This window comes from Novosphingobium sp. FSW06-99, from assembly GCF_001519065.1.
Classification (GTDB): domain Bacteria; phylum Pseudomonadota; class Alphaproteobacteria; order Sphingomonadales; family Sphingomonadaceae; genus Novosphingobium.
Window position 1 is genome coordinate 34,760 of the sequence record NZ_KQ954255.1, and the last position, 23,788, is coordinate 58,547.

Here is a 23,788-nt window from a genome sequence, read left to right on the forward strand (position 1 = left end):
ATCCTCCCCGCGCCGGGGAGGACAGTTCAGAGGCGCTCGATGATGATGGCCGGGGCCATGCCGCCCGCCGCGCACATCGTGACCAGGCCATAACGCCCGCCGGTGCGTTCGAGTTCGTCGAGCACGGTGCCGATCAGGATCGAGCCGGTGGCGCCGATCGGGTGGCCCAGCGCCATCGCCCCGCCATTGACGTTGACCTTGGCGCGGTCGAGATGAAGATCGCGGATGAACTTTTCGGCAACCACCGCAAAGGCCTCGTTGATCTCCCACAAGTCGATGTCTTCAACGGTCAGTCCTGCCTTCGCCAGCACCTTTTTGGCGGCCGGAACCGGGGCGTTGAGCATCAGCGTCGGGTCATCGCCCTGGTTGGCATAGGCGACCACGCGCGCGCGGGGCTTCAGCCCGTGTTTTTCGGCATAGGCGGGGCTGGTGATGAGGATCGCCGCCGCGCCATCGACCACGCCCGACGAATTGCCGGCATGATGCACGCCCTTCCATTCCAGATCGGGATAGCGGCGCTTGATCTGCTGACGGAAAGTCGTGCCGCCCAGGTCGAAATCGGCGACCCCGTCAAAGCTGGCCTTGAGCGAAGACAGCCCTTCGATCGTGGTCTCGGGACGCGGAAATTCCTCGCGATCGAGCGCGACGGTGCCGTCGTCGTTATAGACCGGCACCACTGACTTGGCGAAGCGCCCTTCGGCAATCGCCACGGCGGCGCGCTTCTGGCTGACCAGCGCCAGCGCGTCGAGCGCCTCGCGGCCGATGCCTTCCTTGGCGGCAATCGCATCGCCGCACACGCCCTGGTGCGATTGCGGGTGGATCGCATCGAGCGCGGCATTGCCCGAACCCATGCCCAGCGGTTTGATCCCGGCATTGGCCTGTTCGGCGCCGTGCGCTGCGGTAAAGCTCATCATTTCGGTGCCGCCTGCGATCACGCAGTCTTCCATCCCCGACATCACGCTGGCAGTGGCCAGGTTGACCGAAGTGATCCCGCCGCCGCAGAACCGGTCGAGCGTGGTGCCGCTGGCCGAAATGTCATAGCCCGCCGCCAGCGCGGCCATGCGGCCCAGATCGCCACCCTGCTTGCCATATTGGGATGACGTCGACCAGATCACGTCATCGACCGTGCTGGTGTCGAGATGGTTGCGATCCTTGATCGCCTTGAGCACGGTGGCGGCCAGTTGCTGGGGGTGCAGATGTGACAGCGCACCTTTGCCCGGCTTGCCGATCCCGCGCGGGGTGCGAACGGCGTCGATGATATAGGCTTCGGCCATGACAGGGTTCCTCCAAAACGTTTAACCGAACGATTAAAGGCTTTGCGGCAGCCGCGCAAGCGTTAAGGTGGGGCCAAGGAGACCCCGCCATGCTGCACACCGAGATCCTCGACACCGCCCGTGGTTTTGCCGACCGGATCGTCGCCTTGCGCCGGGCGATCCATGCCGAACCCGAACTGGGCCTCGACAATCCGCGTACCCGCGACAAGCTGCGCGCGGCACTCGCGCACTTGCCGCTGGAATGGCGCGAAGGGCCTTCGACCACCGGGCTGGTGGCGCGGCTGGTCGGCACGGCGCCTGCCACCGGGCCGTTGCGCCGGGTGGTTTTGCGCGGCGACACCGATGCCCTGCCGATGGACGAGGAAACCGGGCTGCCGTTTGCCAGCCAGGTGCCCGGCGCGATGCATTCGTGCGGGCATGATACCCATGCGGCGATGCTGGCGGGCGCGGTCGATGTGCTGTGCGCGCGGCGCGACCGGTTTGCGGGCGAAGTGCTGTTCATGTTCCAGCCCGGCGAGGAAGGATTTCATGGTGCGCGGTTCATGCTCGACGATGGCTTGCTCGATCCGCTGCCCGATGCGGCCTTTGCGCTGCACGTGATGCCCGACAGCGGGCATGGCGTGGTCGCGGGGCGCGCCGGTGCGCTGTTGGCCTCGGCCGACCGGTTCGAGATCACCGTCGAGGGGCGCGGCGGCCATGCCTCGATGCCGCACCAGACGCTCGATCCGATGCCGATTGCCTGTGAAATCGTCACAGCGCTCCAGACGATGGTCACGCGCCGCTTTCCGGTGGCCGATCCGGTGGTGGTGACCGTGTCGCAGATCCATGCGGGCACCGCGCACAATGTGATCCCTGATCGCGCGGTGCTGAAGGGCACCATCCGCACGCTGTCGCCGCACAACCGCGTGGCGGTGCATGAACAGTTGATCACGCTGGCAACCGGCATCGCCGCCGCGCATGGCCTGTCGGCCAGCGCCGAGGTGTTCGAGGGGTTTCCGGTGACATTGTGCGATGCGCGCGCGGTCGATCTGGGCGAAGCGGTGGCACACGAGATCGGCGCGCCCTTGCGCTTTCACCGGCTGTCGCATCCGATCATGGGCGCCGAAGACTTTGCCTATGTGCTGGAAAAAGTGCCTGGCGCGATGTTCTTTCTGGGGGTCGCGGCGCCCGAGGCTGATCTGCGCCAGTGCCGGGGCATCCATTCGCCGCGCATGGTGGTCGATGAAGGCGCCCTGCCGCTGGGCACCGCACTGCTGGCCGGGTGCGCCGAGCGGTTTCTCGCACAGGGTTTTTAAACCGTCATCTGGCGACGGCATACGGGAACAATGATGAACGAGCGCGTCCTGCACTTTGAAGGCATTCACAATTTTCGCGATTATGGGGGGTATCAGGCGCGCGCCGGGCGGCTGGTGCGCGGGCGGCTGTGGCGATCGGGGCAACATGCCACCGCAACGCCTGACGATCTGCAACGGGTGCGCGATCTGGGCATTGCCACGGTGATCGACTTGCGCGGCGACAGCGAACGCGCAGCGTTTCCGTGCCTGCGGCATGAAGATTTTGCGGGCGACGTGCTGTTCGTCCCCGGCGAAACCGCCAGCATGCAGGGCCAGGCCGCACACGCCGAAGCCGCCGACCGGATCCGTACACCCGGCGACGCGCGCGACCGGATGATCCGGCTTTACGAAGGCATGGCGTTTCGCGGCGTGTTGACCGGCACCTGGCGCCTTTATGGGCAGGCGCTGGCCACCCGCGAAGGCGCCAGCCTGCTGCACTGTCTGGCAGGCAAGGACCGCACCGGGCTGGGCGTGGCGCTGATCCACCATCTGCTGGGCGTTCATTACGACGATATTGTCGAGGATTACCTGCTGACCAACACCGCCGGGAATATCGAGGCGCGGATCGCCTCGCAAAGCCATTCGCTGGCCGACATGGGGCTGGACGAGGCCACCATGCGCGTGGTGCTGGGGGTGGAGGCGGTCTATCTCGACACCGCCTTCGCCGCGATTCGCGACCAGTGCGGCAGCATCGAAGCCTATGCGCGCGATGTGCTGGGGATCGGTCCGGCACAGATTGTCATGATCGAAGCCCGTCTGGTCGATTGACTCCGCGGCCCGCGTGCTTATCTCGCGGGCGTAAACGGAGACAGCGATGACGACCACGCACAAGACCCGCATGCTTATCGTCGGTTCGGGCCCGGCCGGGCTGACCGCTGCGATCTATGGCGCGCGCGCGGGGATGCAGCCGATCGTGGTGCAGGGGTTGCAGCCGGGTGGCCAATTGACCATCACCACCGATGTCGAAAACTATCCCGGCTTTCGCGATGTGATCCAGGGCCCCTGGCTGGTGCAGGAAATGCAGGCGCAGGCCGAACATGTCGGCACGCGGATGATCTGGGACACGATCACCGATATCAGCCTCGACGGATCGCCGTTCCGCGCGGTGGGCGACAGCGGCGATATCTATGAAGGCGATTGCCTGGTGATCGCCACCGGCGCGCAGGCACGCTGGCTGGGCGCGCCGGGCGAGGCGGAACTGGGCGGCAAGGGCGTATCGGCCTGCGCCACGTGCGACGGCTTTTTCTATCGCGGCAAGAAAGTCGTGGTGATCGGCGGCGGCAACACGGCGGTCGAAGAGGCGTTGTACCTGACCAACCATGCCAGCGAAGTCGTGCTGATCCACCGCCGCGATACCTTGCGCGCCGAACGCATCTTGCAGGACCGGCTGTTTGCCCATCCCAAGATCAGCGTGCTGTGGAACAAGGCGGTCGATCGCTTCGTGGGTGAAAACGGGCTGACCGGGGTGGCGCTGACCGACACGGTGACCGGTGAATTCCACGAAGTGACGACCGATGGCGCGTTCGTGGCGATCGGCCATGCGCCCGCGACCGACTTGTTCCGGGGCAAGCTGGAACTCGATGCCAATGGCTATATCGTGGTCGAACCGGGCACGCCCAAGACCGCCATCCCCGGCGTGTTTGCCTGCGGCGATGTGATGGACCACACCTATCGCCAGGCGGTAACGGCGGCGGGCACCGGCTGCATGGCCGCGCTCGATGCCGAACGCTTTCTGGCCGAACGCGATTTTGCCCTGCTCAGCCAGGCCGCCGAATAGATCGCGATCCTCCCCAGCATGGGGAGGGGGAGGATTTTCAGTGTCTTGAGGCGGTCGCCTCAACCAGTCTGTCAAACAGCCAGGCGCAAGCATCGGGATCGTCGGTAAAGCTGTGGCTGTGGCCGGGATGGATCACCAGTCTGGGGTCATCGCCGGGCCACACCGCGCAAAATTGCGCGCCGACGCGGTCGCCCGCCGCAGCCAGCAGTGTGACGGGCCCCTCATAGCGCGCCAGCCCGGCCTGCAATTGCGCGATCAGCGGGGATGCGGCCGGTTCGCGCCGCGTTGCCCGGCCCAGCCCGCGCAGCAGCCGCAACAGATTGACCTGTCCGCTGACCAGCCGCCCCCACGCGCGCGGATCGATCAGGTTTGCGCCATAGCGCCGTCGCAGCGCGCCGGGGCTGTGGCCCTGGTCATCGCCGTCGAGCATCCACGGATTGGCGAGCACCAGCGCATCGAAGCCATGATCGCCCAGCGTCGCTGCGTGCAGCATCAATGCGCTGGCCGCATCGCACAGGCCATAGCCGACCACCCGGCGCATGCCCGGCATGGCCGCGCGGAACGTGCCCAGCGCGGCGGCGATATCATCGCGCGCGCCTTGCCAGCCGGGATCGTTGCCTTCGCTGTCGCCGATCCCGCGCCGGTCAAACCGGAACACCGGCACGCCTGCGGTATCGGCCAGACGCGCGGCCATGTCCGCCTGGCCGGCAAAGGCCCCGGCACGCACTTCGGTGCCGCCCGACACGATCATCAGGCCGGTCTGGCCATGCAGATTGCCGCAATCGAGCATGCCCGACAGTCGCGCGCCGCCGCACGGAAAGGTGACCGGGCGCCGGGTCATGCGGCGATCCCGGAGGCGATGATCGCCGCCAGCCGCGCCGATTGCGCCGGATCATGCCCGGGCTCGGCCCGCAGCCACAGCGCCGGGCCGCCAAGTTCGGACTGGCGGATCTCGCGCTGGCCTTCATCGAGCGGGCGCGCGCTTTCCAGCCCGGCGATCAGCGCCGGGCCGAGGTCGTACCCGGCCAGCCGCAGCCCTTCGGTGCGTCCGGTTTCCAGCAAGTCGGCGCTGTCGACGTATTCGCCCGTCTCACGCGCGGCCAGCACCGCTGCGCGCAGCATCTGGCGCAACAGGCTGGCCCCGCCGACCGGTTCGAGCACCCAGCCGGGCAGTGCGTTGGGAAATACCAGCACACCGCCACGCAGAGCCAGCACATGGGTCGCGGCAAAATGGCGCGCCGCGCGCGCCATGGCAGTGCGCCAACTGTGCAGGCTTTGGCTGGCGAGCGGTTGCAGGCTTTCGTTGGTGCCAGGCAAGTCGGGCAGAAAACTGTCGATCCCCGCACTGTCGAGCGCGCGCATGGTGTCGATCGCAAAGCGCCGGGTGCGGTTCATTTCGGCGAACAGCGGCGGCACGATCAGCAGCCGGTGGCGCCGGTCGCGGTCGAACACCGCGGCGAATTCATCGCCGCCCGAACAAGGCCAGGCCACGATCACCCGGCGCGCTTTGCCTGCACCAGCGCGGCCAGCGTGCCAAAGGTCGCCAGCGTGTCACCGGTCAGTTCGGCATCGTCGAAGATCACCCCGAAATGATCCTCCAGCGCGCCGAACAGCGTGGCGATCGCCATTGAATCGAGTTCGGGCAGCGCGCCCAGCAACGGCGTGGGCGCGGTCATCGCCGCCAGCCGGGCCGGGCTTAACCCCAGCACCTGGCCCAGCACGTCGCGCAAACCGGCATCGGTGTGTTCGTTCATCGCGTCGCCTTATCATCCGCATCGCCACGGGCAAGGTGCAGCGCCCGTTTCGCCACCATCCGCCCCAGCGCGGGCCAGTGCCGCACCGCGCGCGGGTGATAGGCCTCCAGCCGGTGGCGCACGGTCGCGGTTTCCATCCAGTCGCGTTTGTAGGCATCATCGCCAGTGCCGAAATCGATCGTATCGACACGGTCCTCGTCGAACGCCATGGCAAACAGCGCATGGCTGAGCACCGTGCCGGGCGAATGCACCGCCGCTGCCGGATCGTGGGCCAGCTTGTGGATGAACGCGGTGCCTGCCTCGACAGTCCAGAACTGCGCGGCGACCGGTGTGCCGTCGACCGTGGCCAGCCCGAGCCGCAGGCGCCCGGCGTTGCCCTCCGCCTGGGCAAAGCGGCGCAGAAACGCGGGCGAACCTTCGGCGGGTTTCCAGCTTTTGCCATAGATCGCTTCATAGGTGGCCCAGATGTCGGGATCGAAGGCGTGGCCGATGTGCACGGACACTTTGCCGCGCTTGCGCCGTACGGTTTCGCGCAACTGGCCGGGTCGGGTTGCCCACCATGTCGCGAAATCGCGCCCGGCGGGGTGCAATCTGTGGTTGCGATGATCGGGCGCCAGCAAACCGATCCACCCGGCCTGCCGCACCGCGGCCAGCATCACATCGGCCTCGGCGGTGGGTAGCGGCGCCAGGTGCAACGCGCCGCGCGGCGACAGGCTGCGGATCAGGGCGGGTAACAGGCGCGCACCCTGGGCGGCAAAGCGGGGGCGGGCGATGAAACTGTACCAGTTGGCCAGCGGGGCATAGCCTGCGCGCGTGGCGCACAAGGGCAATGCGGCGATCGCATCGCCTTCGCGCGCCACCGCGATCAGGCATTGTGCCGGATGCAGGCATTCCTCGGCCATCAGCCGCAGCCAATCCAGCCGGTCGAACGGTGTCACGCCCGGGCCCTGCGCGAACAGCGCGGCCAGCGCCGGGTCTGCTTGCGCTTCGTAAAGGTCTGCGTGATAGACTTTCATGGTGACCGCGACTGCTGCATCCCCTTCCGATCCGGTGGCCCGCCCGCTCGATCATCTGCCGTTGCGGGGCGCGCCCCATGCCCCGGCGCTGATCCTGGGTGACCGGATCATGGACTATGCCGCGTTAAATCGGCGTATAGGCCAGCTTGCGGCATGGTTGGCAAGCCATGCCGCGCCGGGGGCACGCGTGGCAAGCTGGTTGCCCAAGGCGGAACTGGCATGTCTGATGCCGCTGGCCTGCGCGCGCGCCGGGCTGGTACATGTGCCGGTCAATCCCGTGCTCAAACGCGCGCAAGTCGCGCATATCCTGGCGGACAGCGGTGCCGCGCTGCTGATCGCCAATGCCGAACGGCTGGCCACGATCGATGTGGCGGGCGTGCCCGATACGGCGTTGCTGTGCGCGCTCGATGCGTGCGATCCGCTGCCCGCGTCGCAGGCCGATCCCGGGACGCTGGCCGCGTTGCTCTATACCAGCGGTTCGACCGGGGCGCCCAAGGGCGTGATGCTCAGCCATGCCAATCTGTGGCTCGGGGCGACCGGCGTGGCCCATTATCTGCGGCTGGCGCCCGACGATCGCGTGCTGGCGGTGCTGCCGCTGGCGTTCGATTACGGGCAGAATCAGCTTCTTTCGGCATGGGCGGCGGGGGCCAGCGTGGTGCCGCACGACTATTTGCTGGCGCGCGACGTGCTGCGCGCGGTTGCGCGCCACGGCATCACCACGCTGGCGGGCGTGCCGCCACTGTGGCGCCAATTGGCCGCGCTCGACTGGCCGCCGACAGGTTTGCGGCGGATGACCAACAGCGGCGGTGCGCTCGATGCCGCGCTGGTGCGGCGGTTGCGCGCCCTGGCGCCGCAGGCTGATCTCTATGCGATGTATGGCCTGACCGAGGCGTTCCGTTCGACTTTTCTCGATCCCGCGCTGATCGATGCGCACCCCACCGCGATCGGCACGGCAATCCCCCATGCCGAAGTCCTGGTGGTGCGCGACGACGGCACCGAGGCGGGCGTCGATGAGGAAGGCGAGCTGGTCCATGCCGGGCCGCTGGTGGCGCAGGGCTATTGGCGCGATGCAGAACGCACTGCCGAACGCTTTCGTCCGGCGCCCGCGTTTTCGCGGCTGGGCGGCATGGCGGTGTGGTCGGGCGACCGGGTGCGGCGCGATGCGGCGGGGCTGCTGCACTTTGTCGGGCGTCGCGACGCGATGATCAAGACCGCCGGCACCCGCGTCAGCCCGCAAGAGATCGAGGACGCGGCGCTGGCCACCGGGCTGGTGCACGAGGTGGTTGCGCTGGGTCTTCCCCATGCCGACCTGGGCCAGGCCATCGCGCTGGTGGCGGTCGGCGTGCCGGGGGCCGACCGTGCCGCGCTGATCCCCGCACTGGTGCGCGAATTGCCCGCCTTCATGATCCCGCGCGTGCTCGACTGGCGCGATGCCTTGCCGCAGACAGCCAATGGCAAGCTTGATCGTGCGGGCCTTTACCGGGAATTATCGGCTTTGGCGGATAAGCCTGCGGCATGACACTTGTTGCCAGACCGATGGGGCCGGTGCCGCCGGGCTTTGCCGCGATCGACGGCGAACTGGCGATCGGTGGCGCGCGCGCGCGCGATCTGGTGGCACGCGCGGGTGGCGCGCCGCTGTTTGTCTATGATGCGGGGATGATCGCGGCGCGGATTGCCGCTTGGCGGCAGGCAATGCCCACAGGACTGGGGCTGCATTATGCGGTCAAGGCCAATCCGTTTGCGCCGCTGCTGGCGTTCATGGCGGCGCGGGTCGATGGTTTCGACATTGCCTCGGGCGGTGAACTGGCGGCGGTGCTGGCGGCGGGTGTGGCCGGGCCGCGCATCGGCTTTGCCGGGCCGGGCAAGCGCGGTGCGGATATTGTCGCCGCGATTGCCGCCGGGGCCACGCTTCATGTCGAATCCGTGCATGAGGCCGATCGCGCGCTGGCGGCGGGCGAGGCGGCGGGGATCGCGCCGCGCCTCGCGATCCGGGTCAATCCCGATTTCGAACTGGCGGGCGCGGGCATGCGCATGGGCGGCGGCGCGCGGCCCTTTGGGGTCGATGCCGAACAGGTGCCCGCGCTGGCGCGGCGGCTGGTCGCGGCGGGCGCGGACTGGCGCGGGTTTCATGTCTATGCAGGCAGCCAGTCGCTCGATGCCCGGGCGATCATCGCCAGCCAGGCCGCGACCCTCGATCTGGTCGCGCGGTTGGCCGATACGGCGGGAGTTGGCGTGCCGCTGTGCAATCTGGGCGGGGGGTTCGGCGTGCCTTATGTTCATGGCCAGGTGCCGCTCGATGTCGGGGCGGTCGGCGCCGGGCTGGGCGAGGCGCTCGACCGCCGCGCAGGGGTGCTCGGCGATACGCGGTTCGTGCTCGAACTCGGGCGCTGGCTGGTTGCCGAGGCGGGGGTCTATCTGGCCGAAGTGATCGACCGCAAGCACAGCCGGGGCGAGACCTTTCTGGTGATCGACGGCGGATTGCATCACCAACTGGCGGCCAGCGGCAATTTCGGCAGCGTGATCCGCCGCAACTATCCGTGCGCCATTGCCACGCGGTTTGCCGCGCCCGTCGACGATGTGGCGCATGTCGTGGGGTGCCTGTGCACCCCGCTCGACCGCATCGGCGATGCGCTGGCGCTGCCCCGGGCAGAGCCCGGCGATCTGGTCGCGGTGTTCTGCGCCGGGGCCTATGGCGCCAGCGCCAGCCCGGCGGCATTTCTGGGCCATGGACCGGCGCGTGAAGTCCTGATCGGGCAGGATTAACCCGGACGCCCGGCACTGTCCCGAGACGGGACGCGCCTGCCCAAGGGTAAAGCACTAACGGTATCTTTACCCTTTTTGGCCATAGCCATGGCTTGAAAATGCGCCCTGGTGTCCCCCCTGGAGACAGCCGGGACAGCCGGTCTGCCCGATAAGGATGGTTCATGCCAAACGACGCCTTGCCCGCCTTCATGCACCGTCCGGTCAGTCGGCGTGCGGCCATGGCCTTTGCCGGGCTGGCGGTGGCAGGCCTGTCGGGATGCGCCAACGGCGGCGGGGCGCAATTGCCCCCGGCCGCGTTCGTGTCGCTGCAGGAAGGGCCGGGCGAAGATTATATCATCGGTCCGCTCGACCAGTTGACGATCTTTGTCTGGCGCAATCCCGAACTGGGCGCGCAAGTGCAAGTGCGGCCCGACGGGCGGATCACCACGCCGCTGATCACTGACATGCCGGCGGTGGGCAAGACCCCGTCGATGCTGGCCGAAGATATCAAGCTGCAACTGTCGCAATATATCGAGGAACCGATCGTTTCGGTGATCGTCAACAAGTTTTCCGGCACGTACAGCCAGCAAGTGCGCGTGGTGGGGGCGACCGAAAAGCCCGCATCCTTGTCATATCGCGCCAACATGACGCTGCTCGATGCGATGATCGCGGTGGGAGGGCTGTCGGAATATGCCGCGGGCAACCGCGCGCGGCTGGTGCGGTTTGACAAACAGACCGGCAAACAAAAGGAATATGCGCTGCGCATCAATGACTTGCTGCGCAAGGGTGACACCCGTGCGAATGTGATGCTGATGCCGGGCGATGTGATCATCATCCCCGAAAGCGCGTTCTGAGCGGCGGGCGCGGGGGATGAGCGGACTTGTCGATCAGATCCGGGCGGGGCTTTACACCATCTGGAACCGGCGCTGGATTGCGCTGGGGGTGGCGTGGCTGGTGTGCCTGGCCGGATGGCTGGCGGTGGCCGCGATCCCCAACAAATATGAATCGCACGCGCGCATCTTCGTGCGCATCGACGATGTGCTGTCCGACCAGATCGGGCTGGGCGCCGATCGTCATCGCGATATCGACCGGGTGCGCGAAACGCTGACCAGCGCGGTCAATCTGGAAAAAGTCGTGCGTGCCACGCGGCTGGGCGAAAAAGTCACCAGCGACAAGGCGATGGAAGGTGCGGTTGCCGCGCTCGCCAATTCGATCAAGGTGACCAACAGCCAGGAAAATCTGTTCGAGATTGCCGCCACTTCAGGCCGCAGCGGCTATACCGATGCCGAAAACGCGAAACTGGCGCAGGATATCGCGCAAAAGATGATCGACATCTTTCGCGAGGAAAACCTGTCGGGCGGGCGCGGCGAAATGAGCGACACGCTCGCCTTCATGGACCAGCAATTGTCCGACCGGCAAAAAGACCTCGAAGCCGCCGAGCAGAAGCGCGAGGCGTTCGAGGCCAAGAATGCCGGGATGATGCCGGGTACCGGCGCGGCGACGGCGCGTATCGAAGGGGCCCGGTCCGAATTGCGCGGGGTCGAATCCGACCTGCTGGCGGCGCAAAGCGCGCTCGCCTCGATCAACGGGCAACTGGCCGGCACCCCGCCGACGATCAGCGTGCCGGGCACCGCGGGCGGTGCCAAGGGCGCCCTGGCGCAGGCGCAAAGCGATCTGGCCGCGATGCACGCGCGTGGCCTGACCGACAGCCATCCCGATGTGATCGCGCAACGCGCGCAAATCGCGCAACTGGCGCGCGCCGCCGCCAGCGAAGGCGGCCATGGTGGCGGGGGCACGCCCAATCCGGCCTATGCCTCGTTGCAATCGATCAAGGCCGACCGCGAGGCGAGCATGGTCGCGCTGCAATCGCGCAAGGCCGGGTTGCAGGCCGACATCGCGCAATTGACCACGCAGCAATATGGCGAACCGGCGGTCGCCGCCGAAGCCGCGCGGATCAACCGCGATTACGACGTGCTGAAGGAACAATATGACAAGCTGTTGCGCGACCGCGAGGCGCTGCGGCTGCGCGGCCAGGTCGAAAACGAACACAACGCGGTAAAATTCGAAGTGATCGATCCGCCGACCACCCCGCGCGAACCGGCGGCGCCCAATCGCCCGTTGATGCTGGCCGGCGTGCTGATCGCCGGGCTGGGCGCAGGGTTTGGCGCAGCTTTCGCGTTGGGCCGTCTGCGGGGCACGTTTGCCACCACGGCAGAGCTTGAACGCGCGCTGGGCCTGCCGGTGCTGGGTGCGGTCACTTTGGCCCTGACGCACAGCGCACTCGCCGAGCGGCGCCGCCAGATCAAGCTGTTTGGCGGCGGTCTGGCCGGGCTGGTGGTGGTGTTGCTGGCGCTGCTGGCGCTGGAATTCATGAAACGCCGGTTGGTGGCCTAGGCAGATGGAAGGACGCAACAGATGACCGACCACCGCCGCTTTCCCCCGACCGGGCCCGATGCGGCCCCGCCGCGGCGGGGCAAACGCGCCTCGTTGATCGAACGCGCGGGCGGCAGCGATGACTGGCGTCGGCTGGTCGCGCCGCCAGTCGACGCGCCGCCTGCCGAACCTGTCGCGGTTGCGCCCGTCGCCGAAGCGGGCGTGCCGGTGTCGTTCGCGGCGCCCGCGTTCGATACCGCCGCACTGCCTGCTGCGCGCGACTTTGGCGCAGTGGCCTCCGCGCCCCGGTTCGACGGATTGCCCGCGGGACAGACCTTTCGTGGCACATTCCACCTGATCGATCGCAAGCACTTGCGCGAACAGGGGCTGATCGAGCCCGAAGGCCCGGTGACCGCGCTGCTGGAGGAATTTCGCATCATCAAGCGGCAATTGCTGCTGACCGCCGCGGACAGCCAGGCTGGGCGCGCCGCGCGCCATGGCGAACGCATTCTGGTCTGTTCGGCGCTGCCTGGCGAGGGCAAGACATTCTGTTCGGTCAATCTGGCGCTGTCGCTGGCGGCGGAAAAGGACACCGAAGTGCTGCTGGTCGATGCCGACTTTGCCAAGCCTTCGGTGCTGTCCACACTGGGTCTGCCGGGCGGGCCGGGTCTGCTCGATGCGCTCGCCGATCCGCGCGTGGCGGTCGAAGATTGCATTCTGGGCACCGACATTCCGGGCCTGTTTGTGCTGCCCGCAGGCAATGCATCGGGCGCCGATACCGAATTGCTCGCCTCTGCACGCACGGTGCAGGTGCTCGACCGGCTGACCGCCAACACGCGCGGACGGATCGTCATTTTCGACAGTTCACCGGTGCTGGCGGCCTCTCCGGCCAGCGCGCTGGCGCTGCATGTCGGGCAGGCGGTGGTGGTGGTGCGCGCCGACATGACCAGCGAGGCCGCATTGCGCGATGCGGTCGGGCTGTTGTCGGGGTGCGAGGATATCAAGCTGTTGCTCAACGCCGCGCATTTCTCACCCAGCGGGCGCCGGTTCGGCACCTATTACGGGTACAAGGAGTAAGACCGCATGACCGGGGTCTGGCACACTGCCGCCAGCGCACTCGCGCTGATCGCGGCCTGGAACGGGGGGGACGCCGCGCTGGCACAAAGCGCGGGTGCCACGCCGCCGCTTGCCTATGGCAATGCCGATGCGGCCGACAGCGCCGCCACCGCGCCCGATGGCACGACCGCCAATGCCGCCGACAACACTGTGAGTGGTGGCGATTCCGACGGCAACCTGGCCGATGCCCACGGTCCGGCCAGCGGCACCGCTGCGGTTAAACCGCGCAAGCGCACGCGCATCGTGCCCTATCTCGAAGTCGACCAGACGATTTATGACCAGACCGCGCCCGAACAGCAGACGGTGACTTATACCACGCTGGCGGCGGGCGCCGACATGCTGATCAACAGCCACAGCACCACCGGCGTGGCGACGATCCGCTATGAACACCACTTTTCCGAAACGAAAGCGCAGGGCAGTTCCGACACGTTCACCGGGATTGCGCGCACCCAGACGCAGATCATCCCGCACACCTTGCAGTTTGATTTCGGCGGTCTGGCCACGCACACCGCGATCGCCGCCAATGGCAGCACGTATCTCAACCCGGTCGACAATGTCGGATCGATCTATCAGATCTGGTCGCTCTATGGCGGACCGTCGCTGCAGACCCATGCCGGGATCGTCGGGATCAAGGCGGCCTATGACGTGGGCTACAACGAGATCGACCAGATTCGCAGCTATGTTCCCAGCGGCGGGGGCGCGCCGGTCGACATCTTTGGCCATTCGCTGACCCAGCAGGGCACCGCCACAGTGGGCGTGCGGCCGGGCGAAGTGGCGCCGTTCGGACTGGCGCTGCTGGGCAATTATCTGCGCGAAGACATTTCCAACCTTGATCAACGCCTGATCGATGCGCGGCTGGGCGGGCAGATCACCCAGCCGATCACGCGCGATCTGGCGCTGGTCGGCGATCTGGGCTGGGAAAAAGTCCAGGTGTCGCAGCGCAATGCCGAACTCGATGCCAACGGCAACCCGATCGTTGGCAGCAACGGCCAATATGTCACCAATCCAAACAGCCCGCGCCAGCTTGCCTATCAGACCGACGGTCTGACCTGGGATGTGGGGGTGGTGTGGAAACCGAGCAAGCGCACGATGGCGGCGGCCTATGTCGGCCAACGCTATGACAGCACGACCTATTACGGATCGTTCTATCACGCGCCCAACAGCCGCTCGACGCTGAACGTGACGGTGTTTGACGGGGTCTACGGCTTCGGTTCGGGCCTGATGAGCACGTTGCAGGCGCTGCCGACCGATTTTTCGGTAACCCGCGATCCGTTCAGCGGCAATGTCGGCGGGTGTTATCTCGGTTCGACCGGGGGCAGTTGCACGACCGGCGCGCTGGGGTCGGCCAATGCCTTCATCTATCGCGCGCGCGGGGTGAACGCGGCCTATGCGCTGACACTGGGGCGGATGAATTTCAGCGTCGGCACCGGCTATGTCACGCGCCGCTTCATCACCGCCGACAATTCCGTGCTGGCCGCCGACAACGGCCTGCTCGATCGCACCTGGTATATCGATTCCAGCCTGTCGGGGCAGATCGATCGCCAGACCCGGTTTGTGATCAGTGGCTTTGCCTCGCTCTATCGCACCGACGAACCGGGATTTGCCGATTCGGGTGACTGGGGGCTAAACGGGATGCTGGTCCACCACCTGACCGACCACCTGGTCGGCACGGCGGCGGTCGAAGTGCTGGGGATCAAGCAGCAATTGACACCCGAACAGCTTGAAACGCTGGGCCAGCTCGGGCTGCGCTACAATTTCCGATAAGGAACGGACACCGATGTACGATCAGTTCTATGGGTTCAGCGCTCGCCCGTTCCAGCTTGCCCCCGATCCCGAATTCTATTTTGAAAGCCTGACGCATCGCAAGGCGCTGTCCTATCTCGGCTATGGCCTGTCGCAGGGTGAGGGCTTCATCGTCATCACCGGCGAAGTGGGCGCGGGCAAATCGACGCTGGCAGCGCATCTGGTCGCCTCGATCGATCGCCAGCGGCTGACCGTGGGCCAGATCGTCACCAGCCGGCTCGATGCGGGCGAACTGGTGCGGCTGGCGGCGCAGGCATTCGGTATCGCCTTGCCGGTGGGTGGCGCGCCCGACAAGGCGGCGGCGTTGGGCGCGCTGGAGATGTTTCTGCAGGAAGAGGCGCGCGCCGGGCGGCGTTGTCTGCTGATCGTCGATGAAGCGCAGAACCTGGCGGTCACCGCGCTCGAAGAATTGCGCATGCTGTCGAATTTCCAACTTGGCGCGCATCCGCTGTTGCAGATCCTCTTGCTGGGACAGCCCGAATTTCGCACCACGCTCAACATGCCCGTGCTCGAACAGTTGCGCCAGCGGGTGATCGCGACGCACCATCTCGACGCGATGGAGCCTGAAGAAGTCGGCGCCTATGTCGAACATCGGCTGCGCCATGTCGGCTGGACCGGCAATCCGGTGTTCGGTCCCGGCGTGTTCGCGCGGCTGGCCGAAGCCAGCGGCTGTGTGCCGCGCCGTATCAACCTCCTGGCCAACCGGTTGTTGCTCCATGGCTCGGTTGAGCAGGCCCGCCTGCTGGATGAAGCGATGCTGGATGACGTGATTGCCGATCTGGCGGACGATGTTGAACAACCCGAAGCGCCCGAGCCGGTCGCCACCGTCGCGCCTGCGCCCGCGCCAGAGCCCGTGCCTGGTGTGGAAAGCGCCGCGCCCGCGCCGATGGCCGAACAGACCGCGATCATGGCCGATCTGGCGCGCGAAGTGGCCAAACGCGACGAACAGATTGCCGAACTGCAACAGGCGGTGATGGAACTGGCCGAAATGCGGGGGCCGGGCGTGGTGGTTCAGCCGCCCGAACCCGATCTGGAACCGCTGTTGAGCGCGATTGTCGATCTGACGCGGCGGATCGAAACGCTCGAAATCCGCACCGGCGATCAGAACGAGGCGATCCGCCACGTGCTGACCATGCTGATCGAATGGCTGGAGGCCGAAAACGCCGCCGTGCGCGCGGCCTGAGCAGCGCCATGCAACCGGTCAACGGGCTATCTGTCGATGTCGAGGACTGGTTTCAGGTCGGCGCGTTCGAACGGGTGATCGACCGCCAGAGCTGGGACACGCTGGACTTGCGCGTAGAGCGCAATTGCGACGCGATCCTGACGCTGTTTGCCGATGCCGGGGTTGTGGGCACGTTTTTCACGCTGGGCTGGGTGGCACAGCGCTGCCCGGCGATGATGCGCCGGATCGTCGATGCGGGGCATGAAGTGGCCAGCCATGGCTGGGACCATGCGCGGGTGTTCACGCTCGACCGCGCCGGGTTTGCTGCCGATCTGGCGCGGGCGCGCGCCGTGCTCGAAGACGTGACGGGACAGCCGGTCACCGGCTATCGCGCGCCCAGCTTCTCGATCGATGCGCGCAACCCCTGGGCGCACGATGTGCTGGCCGAGGCGGGCTATAACTATTCATCGAGTGTCGCGCCGATCGTGCACGACCATTATGGCTGGCGCGAGGCACCCCGGTTTGCCTTTCGCCCGGTGGCAGGCGCCGATCTGATCGAAATTCCGGTGACCACGGTCGAATGGGCCGGGCGGCGCATGGCGGCGGGCGGGGGCGGGTTTTTCCGGCTGTTTCCTTATGCTGTGTCGCGCTGGGCGGTATCGCGGGTCAACACGCACGATGCGCGGCCCGCGCTGACGTATTTTCATCCCTGGGAGATCGATCCCGATCAGCCGCGCGTGGCCGCCGCGCCATGGCGTTCACGCCTGCGCCATTACAGCCGGCTGGGCGCGATGGCGGGCAAAGTGCGGCGCCTGCTCGATGATTTTGCCTGGGGGCGGATGGACGCCCTGGCCCGGGCGGAAGCGCAGCGGGTGCCGCGATGAAGCCAGTGACGCTGACCCGCGTGCGGCTGGCCGGGGCTGACGATGCGTCTGCGATCGCGCGCTTTGTGGCCGATGCGCCCGATGCCAGCGTGTTTCATCGCCCCGAATGGCTGGGCGCGGTGGCACATGCCAGCGGGCACACGGCGCATGTGCTGATCGCCGAGGCGGACGGGGTGCCTGCCGCACTGTTGCCGCTGCACGCGGTGCATTCGCCCTTGTTCGGGCGCGCGCTGGTGTCGACCGGGTTTGCCGTCGACGGCGGGGTAATCGGCGATGGCGCGCATTGCGGTGCGCTGGCCGAGGCGGCGACGCGGCTGGCCGCGCGGCTGTCATGCGGCACGGTCGAACTGCGCGGCGGGCCTTTGCCGCAGGCGCCGGGCTGGCACATCAAGACCGACAGCCACGCCGGGTTCGTCGCGCCGCTGGCCGCCGATGACGAGGCGCAATTGACCGCGATCCCGCGCAAGCAGCGCGCCGAAGTGCGCAAGGGGCTGGCCCAGGCGATGACCATGCGCATCGGCACCACAGCCTCCGATCGCAAAATGCACTATGCGGTCTATGCGCAATCGGTGCGCAATCTGGGCACGCCGGTGTTTCCGCGTGCGCTGTTCGATGCGGTGCTCGATGCCTTTGGCGATGATGCCGATATCCTGACCGTGCTGCACGGGGACGAACCGGTGGCATCGGTGCTCAACCTCTATCATCGCGGCGCGGTCATGCCCTATTGGGGCGGCGGGGTGTTCGCCGCCCGCGCGTTGAGGGCCAACGATGTGATGTATTACCGGCTGATGTGCCATGCGCGCACGCGCGGCTGCGACCGGTTCGATTTCGGACGCTCCAAAGTCGATACCGGGGCCTATCATTTCAAGCGCAACTGGGGTTTTGCGCCGCAACCGCTGGCTTATGCAAGCTGGGCCGCTGATGGCATGGCGCCACGCGATATCAACCCGCTCAGCCCGAAATACCGCGCGCGGATCGCGCTGTGGCAGAAACTGCCGCTGGCAATCGCCAACCGGATCGGGCCGCTGATCGCCAACGGTCTGGCCTGAACGATGCCCGGTCCCGCCGACGAGGTGCTGTTCCTCGCCCATCGCATCCCCTGGCCACCCGATCGGGGGGATCGCATCCGGTCGTGGCATCTGTTGCGTGCGCTGGCGGCGCGGGCGAAAGTCCATTGCGGCTGTCTGGTCGAAGGCAAAGTCCTGCCCGGCCAGGTCGAGGCGATTGCGGGCCTGGCCGAAAACTGGTGTCTGGCGCGGCGTTCGCCTTCGCTCGGGCTGGCGGCGGTGGCGGCGCTGGCAACCGGTCGTCCGATCAGCGTGGCGGCGTTTTCGTCGTTCCAGTTGCGGCAATGGGTGCGCGAAATGCTCGACACCGGGCGGATCGGCACGATTTTCGCGTTTTCGGGGCAGATGGCGCAATATGTGCCCGATGATTTTGCCGGGCGCGTGGTGATGGATTTCGTCGATGTCGATTCGGCCAAGTTCGCCGCTTATGCGGACACGGCGCGGTCGTGGATGGTGCGCGCGGTCCATGCGCGCGAGGCGCGCGTGCTGTCGCAATTCGAACAGCGCGCCGCGCATCGCGCCGACGTGTCGCTGCTGGTGACGCCGCAGGAACGCGATTTGTTCGTATCACGGATGGTCGATCCCGGCCGATGCGCGGTGGTGGCGCTGGGCAACGGCATCGATGCCGATCACTTTTCGCCCGATGCCGTCAAGCCCGACGTGCGCGGCGGGCGCCCGCTGATCGTGTTCACCGGGCAGATGGACTATGCCCCCAATGTCGCCGCGGTGATCCTGTTTGCACGTGAGGTGATGCCGGTGATCCGTGCGCACCATCCGCAGGCCGGGTTCGCCATTGTCGGCCGCGCGCCCTCGGCCGAGGTGCGCGCGCTCGATGGTGTCGACGGCACTTTGGTGACCGGCGAAGTGGCCGATGTGCGCCCGTGGTTGGCGGCGGCCGATGTGGTCTGCGCGCCGTTGCAGATTGCACGCGGGGTGCAGAACAAAGTGCTCGAAGCGATGGCGATGGCGCGCCCGGTGGTGCTGACCGGCGCGGCGGCGACCGGGATCGATGCCACCGATGGCGACCATTTCGCGATTGCCGAAGGGGCAGAAGCCTTGGCCGCGCGGGTGCTGGCGCTGATCGCGGATCGCGAAAATGCCCGGGCGATGGGCACGGCGGCGCGGCGCTGGGTGCTGGCGCATGCGGGATGGGACCAGGTACTGGCGCCCTTGCCGATGATAATGGGCTGGGCCGATGCAGCCTGATGCCATGATCGCCGAACGCGATGGGGCGCTGCGCGTGTCTGCGCCATGGCGTTCGGCACTGCTTGCGCTGGCGCTTGTATGGCTGGCGCTGATCGGGCTGTTGTTTGCCGATTGGCGCGCGATGGCAGGGCAGTGGTGGAACAGTTCGACGTATAACCACATCCTGCTGATCCCGCCGATCATCGGCTGGCTGGTGTCGCAACGCCATCATGACGTGCTGCGGCTGACACCGCGCGGCTGGTGGCCGGGGCTGGTGCTGTTTGCGGGCGCCGGGCTGGTGTGGGTGCTGGGCGATCTGGCGGGTCTGGCGGTGCTGCGCCAACTCGCGGTGGTGCTGATGGCGCAGGCCGGGCTGGCCGTGGTGATGGGCCCGGAAGTGGTCGTCGGGCTGGCGTTCCCGTTGTTCTACATGCTGTTTCTGGTGCCGCTGGGCGATGAGCTGATCCCCGGTCTGCAAACGCTGACCGCACGGCTGACCATGGTGTTTCTGGCGCTGGCGCATATCCGTGCGACCATCAACGGCGTGTTCATCACCACCCCTGCGGGCTATTTCGAGGTGGCCGAGGCCTGTTCGGGGATCAAGTTCCTCATCGCGATGGTTGCCTATGGCGCGCTGGTCGCCAATGTCTGTTTTCTGCGCTGGACCCGGCGCGCCGCGTTCATGGCGATGTCGGTGGTCGTGCCGATCATTGCCAACGGCTTGCGCGCGTTCGGTACGATCTGGATCGCGGGCTGGTATGGCATCCGCTTTGCCAGCAGTTTCGACCATGTGGTCTATGGCTGGGTGTTCTTTGCGCTGGTGATGGCGCTGTGCATGGCGGTGGGCTGGCGTTTTTTTGACCGACCGGTCGATCGGGCGATGATCGATCCCGATGCCATCGTGGCCAATCCGGTGGTGCGCTGGCTGGCGGCATGGCGCCTGTCGCCCATGGTCGGCCTGCCGCTGATGCTGGCGATCACGCTGGGATGCATCGCCTGGGGCGGGGCGGCGCAATCGTTGACGGCACCTTTGCCGCAACAGGTACGGGCGCCCGTGGCGCCGGGCTGGACAGCGGTCGCCACCAACGAAGGCATGGCCTGGGTGCCGCTGCACGGCGGCGCGGACCGGCAGTTCCATGTTCGTCTGCGCGATGCCGCGGGCGCCACCGTTGACGTCTCGCTGGCGATCTATGCCAACCAGGGCACCGGGCGCGAGGCGGGCGGGTTTGGGCAGGGTGCCCTGCCGCTGGGATCGCGATGGGCATGGGAACGCGCCGGGCCCACAATGGGTGTGGCCAAAAGCGACGTGATCCAGGCGCCGAGTGCGGGGCCATTGCCCGAACGGCGGCTGTGCCTGACATGGTATCGCAGCGGCGGTTTGCTTACCGGCAGCAATCTGGCGCTGCGGCTGCATGTAATGGGGGATCATCTGGCACTGCGACGGCAGGTGACGGCGGTGCTGATCGTGTCGGCATCAGACCGGTTCAACCGCGATCCGGCGGCGGCGTTGGCGGCGTTTCTGGCTGCTGTCGGCCCGGTCGGCCGCTGGATCGATGGCGTGACCGGGGGATAGGCGCGATGTGCGGAATTGCCGGGATCTTTGATACGCGCGGGCTGGGTCCGGTCGATCCGGCGCGGATCGAGGCCATGCTGGCCGCCGCGCCACACCGGGGCCCCGACGGGCGCGGCACGTGGACCGCGCCGGGAGTGGGGCTGGGCCATTTGCGGCTGGCGATCATCGACATTGCCGGTTCGCCGCAGCCGATGGCATCGAGCGATGGCCAGGTCATGCTGGTGTTCAACGGCGAGATCTACAATTTCCGCGAACTGCGGCGCGAATTGCGCGCGGGCGGCGCGGTGTTCCACACCGACGGCGACAGCGAGGTGATCATTGCCGCGTGGCAGCGCTGGGGCATCGATTGCCTGCCGCGCCTGCACGGCATGTTCGCCTTTGCGCTCTATGACTTGCGTCAGCGCACCCTGTTGCTGGCGCGCGACCGGTTGGGGGTAAAGCCGCTGATCATGGCGACGCTGGCCGATGGCAGCGTGCTGTTCGCGTCTGAACTCAAACAATTGCTGGTGCACCCCGGCCTGTCGCGTGCGATCGACCCGCTGGCGGTCGAGGATTTCATGGCCTGGGGCTATGTGCCCGACACGCGTTCGCTGCTGCGCGGGGTGGAAAAGCTGCCGGCCGGGCATTATCGGCTGTTGCGCCACGGCGCGCCGCCGGCTGCACCGGTGGCCTGGTGGGATATCAGCTTTGCCGACCGGGCCACCGGGTCAGAGGCCGCGCTGGGCGAGGAATTGCTGCATCGCCTGCACGAAGCGGTCACCTCGCGGATGACCGCCGATGTGCCGCTGGGCGCGTTCCTGTCAGGCGGGGTCGACAGTTCGACGGTGGTGGCGATGATGGCCGGGGCGAGCGCCGATCCGGTCAAGACCTGTTCAATCGGGTTCGATGTCGCCGCGCTGGATGAAACCGCCTATGCCGACCGCATCGCCGCGCAGTTTCACACCGAACATTACCGGCGCACGGTGGGATCGGACGATTTCGCCGCCGTCGACACGCTGGTCGCTATGTTTGATGAACCGTTTGCCGATGCCTCGGCGCTGCCGACCTGGCGGGTGTGCCAGTTGGCGCGCGAACACGTCACCGTGGCCCTTTCGGGCGATGGCGCGGACGAGGCGTTTGCGGGCTATCGGCGGCTGACCTTCCATCACCGCGAGGATCAGGCGCGCGCGCGCCTGCCACGCGGGTTGCGGCGCACGCTGTTTGGCGGGCTGGGGGCGATCTATCCGGCACTGGGCTGGGCGCCGCGTCCGCTGCGCGCGCGCGCGACGCTGCAAAGCCTCGCGCTCGACAGTGAAGAGGCCTATGCGCGCAGCGTCTCGGTCACTCGCGCAGAGGCACGCAATGCGCTCTATTCGGCCACCTTCAAACGATTGCGTGGCGACTACCGGGCTGAGACGCCGATGATCGACCTGATGCGCCAGGCGCCCGCGCGCAGCGGCCTCGATCGGGCGCAATATGCTGATCTGAAACGCTATTTGCCCGGTGATATCCTGACCAAGGTCGATCGGGCGAGCATGGCGGTCAGCCTTGAGGCGCGCGAGCCCTTGCTCGACCACCGCCTGATCGAATTTGCCGCGCGGCTGCCCGAAACCATGCGCGTACGCGGCACCACGGGCAAATGGCTGATGAAGGAGGTGATGCGCCCGACACTGCCCGACGATGTGCTGTTCCGTCCCAAAATGGGCTTTGTCACACCGATTGCCGCGTGGTTTCGCGGGCCATTGGCCGATGCGGCGCGTGGATTGACCGATCGTGGCACACTGGCTGCCACCGGTTGGTTCGAACCGGCACAGATCGCCGCGCTGGTCGACGCGCATCTGACCGGCCGCGCCGATACCAGCCGCACGCTGTGGCAACTGCTGATGCTTGAAAAAAGCCTGTCGCACCTCACCGGTGGCTGACCCGTCTGGCGCCGACCGGGTATCCCATTGTATAGAATCCGCAGACGTTTGCTTGGTTGACAACTCGTAACCGAAGTAACCCAATGTCAACCAATTCGGACTAATTTTGCGATGGGTTCCCACGGTGCCAAGGAAAAATGCGTAGACTCCTGCGATCTCCGCTAGTGCTCGCGCTGCTGATCGGGCTGATCGACATGGTCAGCCAGTTCAGCGAACCCGTGGCTCATGTGTACTGGAACGTAGCCTACAATCTTTGGCAACGTCCTGCGCCGCCGAACGTCGTGGTCGTCAACAGTCAGGATATCAGCGACCTTGGCGGGGCAGGGGCGGCACACCTGATCGATCTCGTGCGCACCAGCAATCCCCAGCGCCTGTACCTCGACACACCTTTGCAGTTTGGTGAGAAACCAGCAGACGATGCGAAAATGCGGGTGGCTTTGTCGCGGCTGGGAGATAATGCTGCGTTCGTGATACGACCAAATCTGGCGTGGCATTCGCGACAAGACAATTTCAACGTTCCCGATCCCACGCTTGCTCACAACCATCGGTTGGTCGTTTCTTCGTGGAAAACTGATTTCCTGCGGTTCGTGGAAATCGGATCCTATAAAGTCGAAATCGACGGGGTAAATTATCCAACTTTTAGCGCAGATATAGCGCACAGGTACTCTGGGATTCAATCTTGGTATTATCCAGATTTCTCGATAGATCCTGCAAGTATACCCACGTTGTCAGCACGATCTTTGATCAGTGGTCGCACCGATCGTGCTGCATTGACCGGTCGAACCGTGGTCATCTCGTCTGAAGACGAGCGCTCGTTGGGGAGCTAC

21 protein-coding genes are annotated in these 23,788 nt (G+C 66.6%); 15 read left to right on the forward strand and 6 right to left on the reverse strand.

The window, feature by feature from the left end; all coding sequences use genetic code 11:
* Positions 1-26: 26 nt before the first annotated feature.
* On the reverse strand, positions 27-1,274 hold the full coding sequence (locus AQZ49_RS09055; RefSeq protein ID WP_067614983.1) for an acetyl-CoA C-acetyltransferase: 1,248 nt from the start codon (positions 1,272-1,274) through the stop codon (positions 27-29).
* An 89-nt stretch (positions 1,275-1,363) separates the two neighbouring features.
* On the opposite strand from AQZ49_RS09055, the gene AQZ49_RS09060 reads away from it, so the two are divergent.
* Genes AQZ49_RS09060 through trxB form a run of 3 tightly spaced genes read left to right on the forward strand, consistent with a single transcriptional unit; the run spans position 1,364 to position 4,385 of the window.
* Positions 1,364-2,569 (forward strand): M20 metallopeptidase family protein, encoded by a 1,206-nt coding sequence (locus AQZ49_RS09060; protein WP_067614984.1) that lies wholly within the window; start codon positions 1,364-1,366, stop codon positions 2,567-2,569.
* Between the two features lie 33 nt (positions 2,570-2,602).
* Positions 2,603-3,376, forward strand: a complete 774-nt coding sequence (locus tag AQZ49_RS09065) for a tyrosine-protein phosphatase (RefSeq protein WP_231739145.1) — start codon at positions 2,603-2,605, stop codon at positions 3,374-3,376.
* A gap of 46 nt (positions 3,377-3,422) precedes the next feature.
* Positions 3,423-4,385 (forward strand): thioredoxin-disulfide reductase, encoded by a 963-nt coding sequence (gene trxB, locus AQZ49_RS09070; protein WP_067614986.1) that lies wholly within the window; start codon positions 3,423-3,425, stop codon positions 4,383-4,385.
* A gap of 37 nt (positions 4,386-4,422) precedes the next feature.
* On the opposite strand, the gene AQZ49_RS09075 is transcribed toward trxB, so the two are convergent.
* The 4 genes from AQZ49_RS09075 to AQZ49_RS09090 are packed head-to-tail and all read right to left on the reverse strand — an operon-like array spanning position 4,423 to position 7,155.
* Complete coding sequence (locus AQZ49_RS09075; RefSeq protein WP_067614987.1) at positions 4,423-5,226, reverse strand: hydrolase 1, exosortase A system-associated; 804 nt, start codon at positions 5,224-5,226, stop codon at positions 4,423-4,425.
* Positions 5,223-5,882, reverse strand: coding sequence for an alpha/beta hydrolase family protein (locus AQZ49_RS09080; protein ID WP_067614988.1), 660 nt, complete (start codon positions 5,880-5,882; stop codon positions 5,223-5,225). The genes AQZ49_RS09075 and AQZ49_RS09080 overlap by 4 nt, the downstream gene beginning before the upstream one ends.
* Entirely contained in the window at positions 5,879-6,139 is a 261-nt protein-coding gene (locus tag AQZ49_RS09085; RefSeq protein WP_067614989.1) for an acyl carrier protein, read from the reverse strand. Before AQZ49_RS09085 ends, AQZ49_RS09080 begins: the two co-directional genes overlap by 4 nt.
* Positions 6,136-7,155, reverse strand: a complete 1,020-nt coding sequence (locus AQZ49_RS09090; protein WP_067614990.1) for a GNAT family N-acetyltransferase — start codon at positions 7,153-7,155, stop codon at positions 6,136-6,138. The genes AQZ49_RS09085 and AQZ49_RS09090 overlap by 4 nt, the downstream gene beginning before the upstream one ends.
* On the opposite strand from AQZ49_RS09090, the gene AQZ49_RS09095 reads away from it, so the two are divergent.
* The 12 genes from AQZ49_RS09095 (at position 7,154) to AQZ49_RS09150 (ending at position 22,961) form a co-directional block, all read left to right on the forward strand.
* On the forward strand, positions 7,154-8,674 hold the full coding sequence (locus AQZ49_RS09095) for an AMP-binding protein (RefSeq protein ID WP_082701672.1): 1,521 nt from the start codon (positions 7,154-7,156) through the stop codon (positions 8,672-8,674). The genes AQZ49_RS09090 and AQZ49_RS09095 overlap by 2 nt on opposite strands.
* On the forward strand, positions 8,671-9,918 hold the full coding sequence (locus AQZ49_RS09100) for a pyridoxal-dependent decarboxylase, exosortase A system-associated (protein WP_067614991.1): 1,248 nt from the start codon (positions 8,671-8,673) through the stop codon (positions 9,916-9,918). The genes AQZ49_RS09095 and AQZ49_RS09100 overlap by 4 nt, the downstream gene beginning before the upstream one ends.
* Positions 9,919-10,136: 218 nt before the next feature.
* The gene (locus AQZ49_RS09105) at positions 10,137-10,751 is read left to right on the forward strand and encodes an XrtA/PEP-CTERM system exopolysaccharide export protein (protein ID WP_156428250.1); all 615 of its coding nucleotides are present in this window, start codon (positions 10,137-10,139) and stop codon (positions 10,749-10,751) included.
* A 16-nt stretch (positions 10,752-10,767) separates the two neighbouring features.
* Complete coding sequence (locus AQZ49_RS09110) at positions 10,768-12,291, forward strand: XrtA system polysaccharide chain length determinant (RefSeq protein WP_067614993.1); 1,524 nt, start codon at positions 10,768-10,770, stop codon at positions 12,289-12,291.
* 21 nt (positions 12,292-12,312) lie between these two features.
* Positions 12,313-13,347: an AAA family ATPase gene (locus tag AQZ49_RS09115; protein ID WP_067614994.1), complete on the forward strand. Its 1,035-nt coding sequence runs from the start codon at positions 12,313-12,315 to the stop codon at positions 13,345-13,347.
* A 6-nt stretch (positions 13,348-13,353) separates the two neighbouring features.
* Positions 13,354-15,150 (forward strand): hypothetical protein, encoded by a 1,797-nt coding sequence (locus AQZ49_RS09120; RefSeq protein ID WP_067614995.1) that lies wholly within the window; start codon positions 13,354-13,356, stop codon positions 15,148-15,150.
* 13 nt (positions 15,151-15,163) lie between these two features.
* Entirely contained in the window at positions 15,164-16,372 is a 1,209-nt protein-coding gene (locus AQZ49_RS09125) for an XrtA/PEP-CTERM system-associated ATPase (RefSeq protein WP_067614996.1), read from the forward strand.
* An 8-nt stretch (positions 16,373-16,380) separates the two neighbouring features.
* A complete protein-coding gene (locus tag AQZ49_RS09130; protein WP_067615372.1) occupies positions 16,381-17,235 on the forward strand; it encodes an XrtA system polysaccharide deacetylase in 855 nt (284 codons plus the stop codon).
* The gene (locus tag AQZ49_RS09135) at positions 17,232-18,284 is read left to right on the forward strand and encodes a FemAB family XrtA/PEP-CTERM system-associated protein (RefSeq protein WP_067614997.1); all 1,053 of its coding nucleotides are present in this window, start codon (positions 17,232-17,234) and stop codon (positions 18,282-18,284) included. Before AQZ49_RS09130 ends, AQZ49_RS09135 begins: the two co-directional genes overlap by 4 nt.
* 3 nt (positions 18,285-18,287) lie before the next feature.
* A complete protein-coding gene (locus AQZ49_RS09140) occupies positions 18,288-19,508 on the forward strand; it encodes a TIGR03087 family PEP-CTERM/XrtA system glycosyltransferase (RefSeq protein WP_067614998.1) in 1,221 nt (406 codons plus the stop codon).
* Positions 19,498-21,060: an exosortase A gene (gene xrtA, locus AQZ49_RS09145; protein ID WP_231739147.1), complete on the forward strand. Its 1,563-nt coding sequence runs from the start codon at positions 19,498-19,500 to the stop codon at positions 21,058-21,060. The genes AQZ49_RS09140 and xrtA overlap by 11 nt, the downstream gene beginning before the upstream one ends.
* A 5-nt stretch (positions 21,061-21,065) precedes the next feature.
* Positions 21,066-22,961, forward strand: a complete 1,896-nt coding sequence (locus tag AQZ49_RS09150) for an XrtA/PEP-CTERM system amidotransferase (protein WP_067614999.1) — start codon at positions 21,066-21,068, stop codon at positions 22,959-22,961.
* A 161-nt stretch (positions 22,962-23,122) separates the two neighbouring features.
* On the opposite strand, the gene AQZ49_RS22780 is transcribed toward AQZ49_RS09150, so the two are convergent.
* Positions 23,123-23,620, reverse strand: a complete 498-nt coding sequence (locus AQZ49_RS22780; RefSeq protein ID WP_231739149.1) for a hypothetical protein — start codon at positions 23,618-23,620, stop codon at positions 23,123-23,125.
* Positions 23,621-23,788 lie beyond the last annotated feature (168 nt).

Bases quoted from the DNA above. Each gene is read 5' to 3' on its own strand.
- AQZ49_RS09125 (WP_067614996.1), top strand. From the start codon at position 15,164: ATGTACGATCAGTTCTATGGGTTCAGCGCTCGCCCGTTCCAGCTTGCC.
- AQZ49_RS09075 (WP_067614987.1), bottom strand. From the start codon at position 5,226: ATGACCCGGCGCCCGGTCACCTTTCCGTGCGGCGGCGCGCGACTGTCG.
- AQZ49_RS09105 (WP_156428250.1), top strand. From the start codon at position 10,137: ATGGCCTTTGCCGGGCTGGCGGTGGCAGGCCTGTCGGGATGCGCCAAC.
- AQZ49_RS09130 (WP_067615372.1), top strand. From the start codon at position 16,381: ATGCAACCGGTCAACGGGCTATCTGTCGATGTCGAGGACTGGTTTCAG.
- AQZ49_RS09060 (WP_067614984.1), top strand. From the start codon at position 1,364: ATGCTGCACACCGAGATCCTCGACACCGCCCGTGGTTTTGCCGACCGG.
- AQZ49_RS09150 (WP_067614999.1), top strand. From the start codon at position 21,066: ATGTGCGGAATTGCCGGGATCTTTGATACGCGCGGGCTGGGTCCGGTC.
- AQZ49_RS09115 (WP_067614994.1), top strand. From the start codon at position 12,313: ATGACCGACCACCGCCGCTTTCCCCCGACCGGGCCCGATGCGGCCCCG.
- xrtA (WP_231739147.1), top strand. From the start codon at position 19,498: ATGCAGCCTGATGCCATGATCGCCGAACGCGATGGGGCGCTGCGCGTG.
- trxB (WP_067614986.1), top strand. From the start codon at position 3,423: ATGACGACCACGCACAAGACCCGCATGCTTATCGTCGGTTCGGGCCCG.
- AQZ49_RS09110 (WP_067614993.1), top strand. From the start codon at position 10,768: ATGAGCGGACTTGTCGATCAGATCCGGGCGGGGCTTTACACCATCTGG.
- AQZ49_RS09140 (WP_067614998.1), top strand. From the start codon at position 18,288: ATGCCCGGTCCCGCCGACGAGGTGCTGTTCCTCGCCCATCGCATCCCC.
- AQZ49_RS09055 (WP_067614983.1), bottom strand. From the start codon at position 1,274: ATGGCCGAAGCCTATATCATCGACGCCGTTCGCACCCCGCGCGGGATC.
- AQZ49_RS09120 (WP_067614995.1), top strand. From the start codon at position 13,354: ATGACCGGGGTCTGGCACACTGCCGCCAGCGCACTCGCGCTGATCGCG.
- AQZ49_RS09100 (WP_067614991.1), top strand. From the start codon at position 8,671: ATGACACTTGTTGCCAGACCGATGGGGCCGGTGCCGCCGGGCTTTGCC.
- AQZ49_RS09065 (WP_231739145.1), top strand. From the start codon at position 2,603: ATGAACGAGCGCGTCCTGCACTTTGAAGGCATTCACAATTTTCGCGAT.
- AQZ49_RS09090 (WP_067614990.1), bottom strand. From the start codon at position 7,155: ATGAAAGTCTATCACGCAGACCTTTACGAAGCGCAAGCAGACCCGGCG.
- AQZ49_RS09085 (WP_067614989.1), bottom strand. From the start codon at position 6,139: ATGAACGAACACACCGATGCCGGTTTGCGCGACGTGCTGGGCCAGGTG.
- AQZ49_RS09095 (WP_082701672.1), top strand. From the start codon at position 7,154: ATGGTGACCGCGACTGCTGCATCCCCTTCCGATCCGGTGGCCCGCCCG.
- AQZ49_RS09135 (WP_067614997.1), top strand. From the start codon at position 17,232: ATGAAGCCAGTGACGCTGACCCGCGTGCGGCTGGCCGGGGCTGACGAT.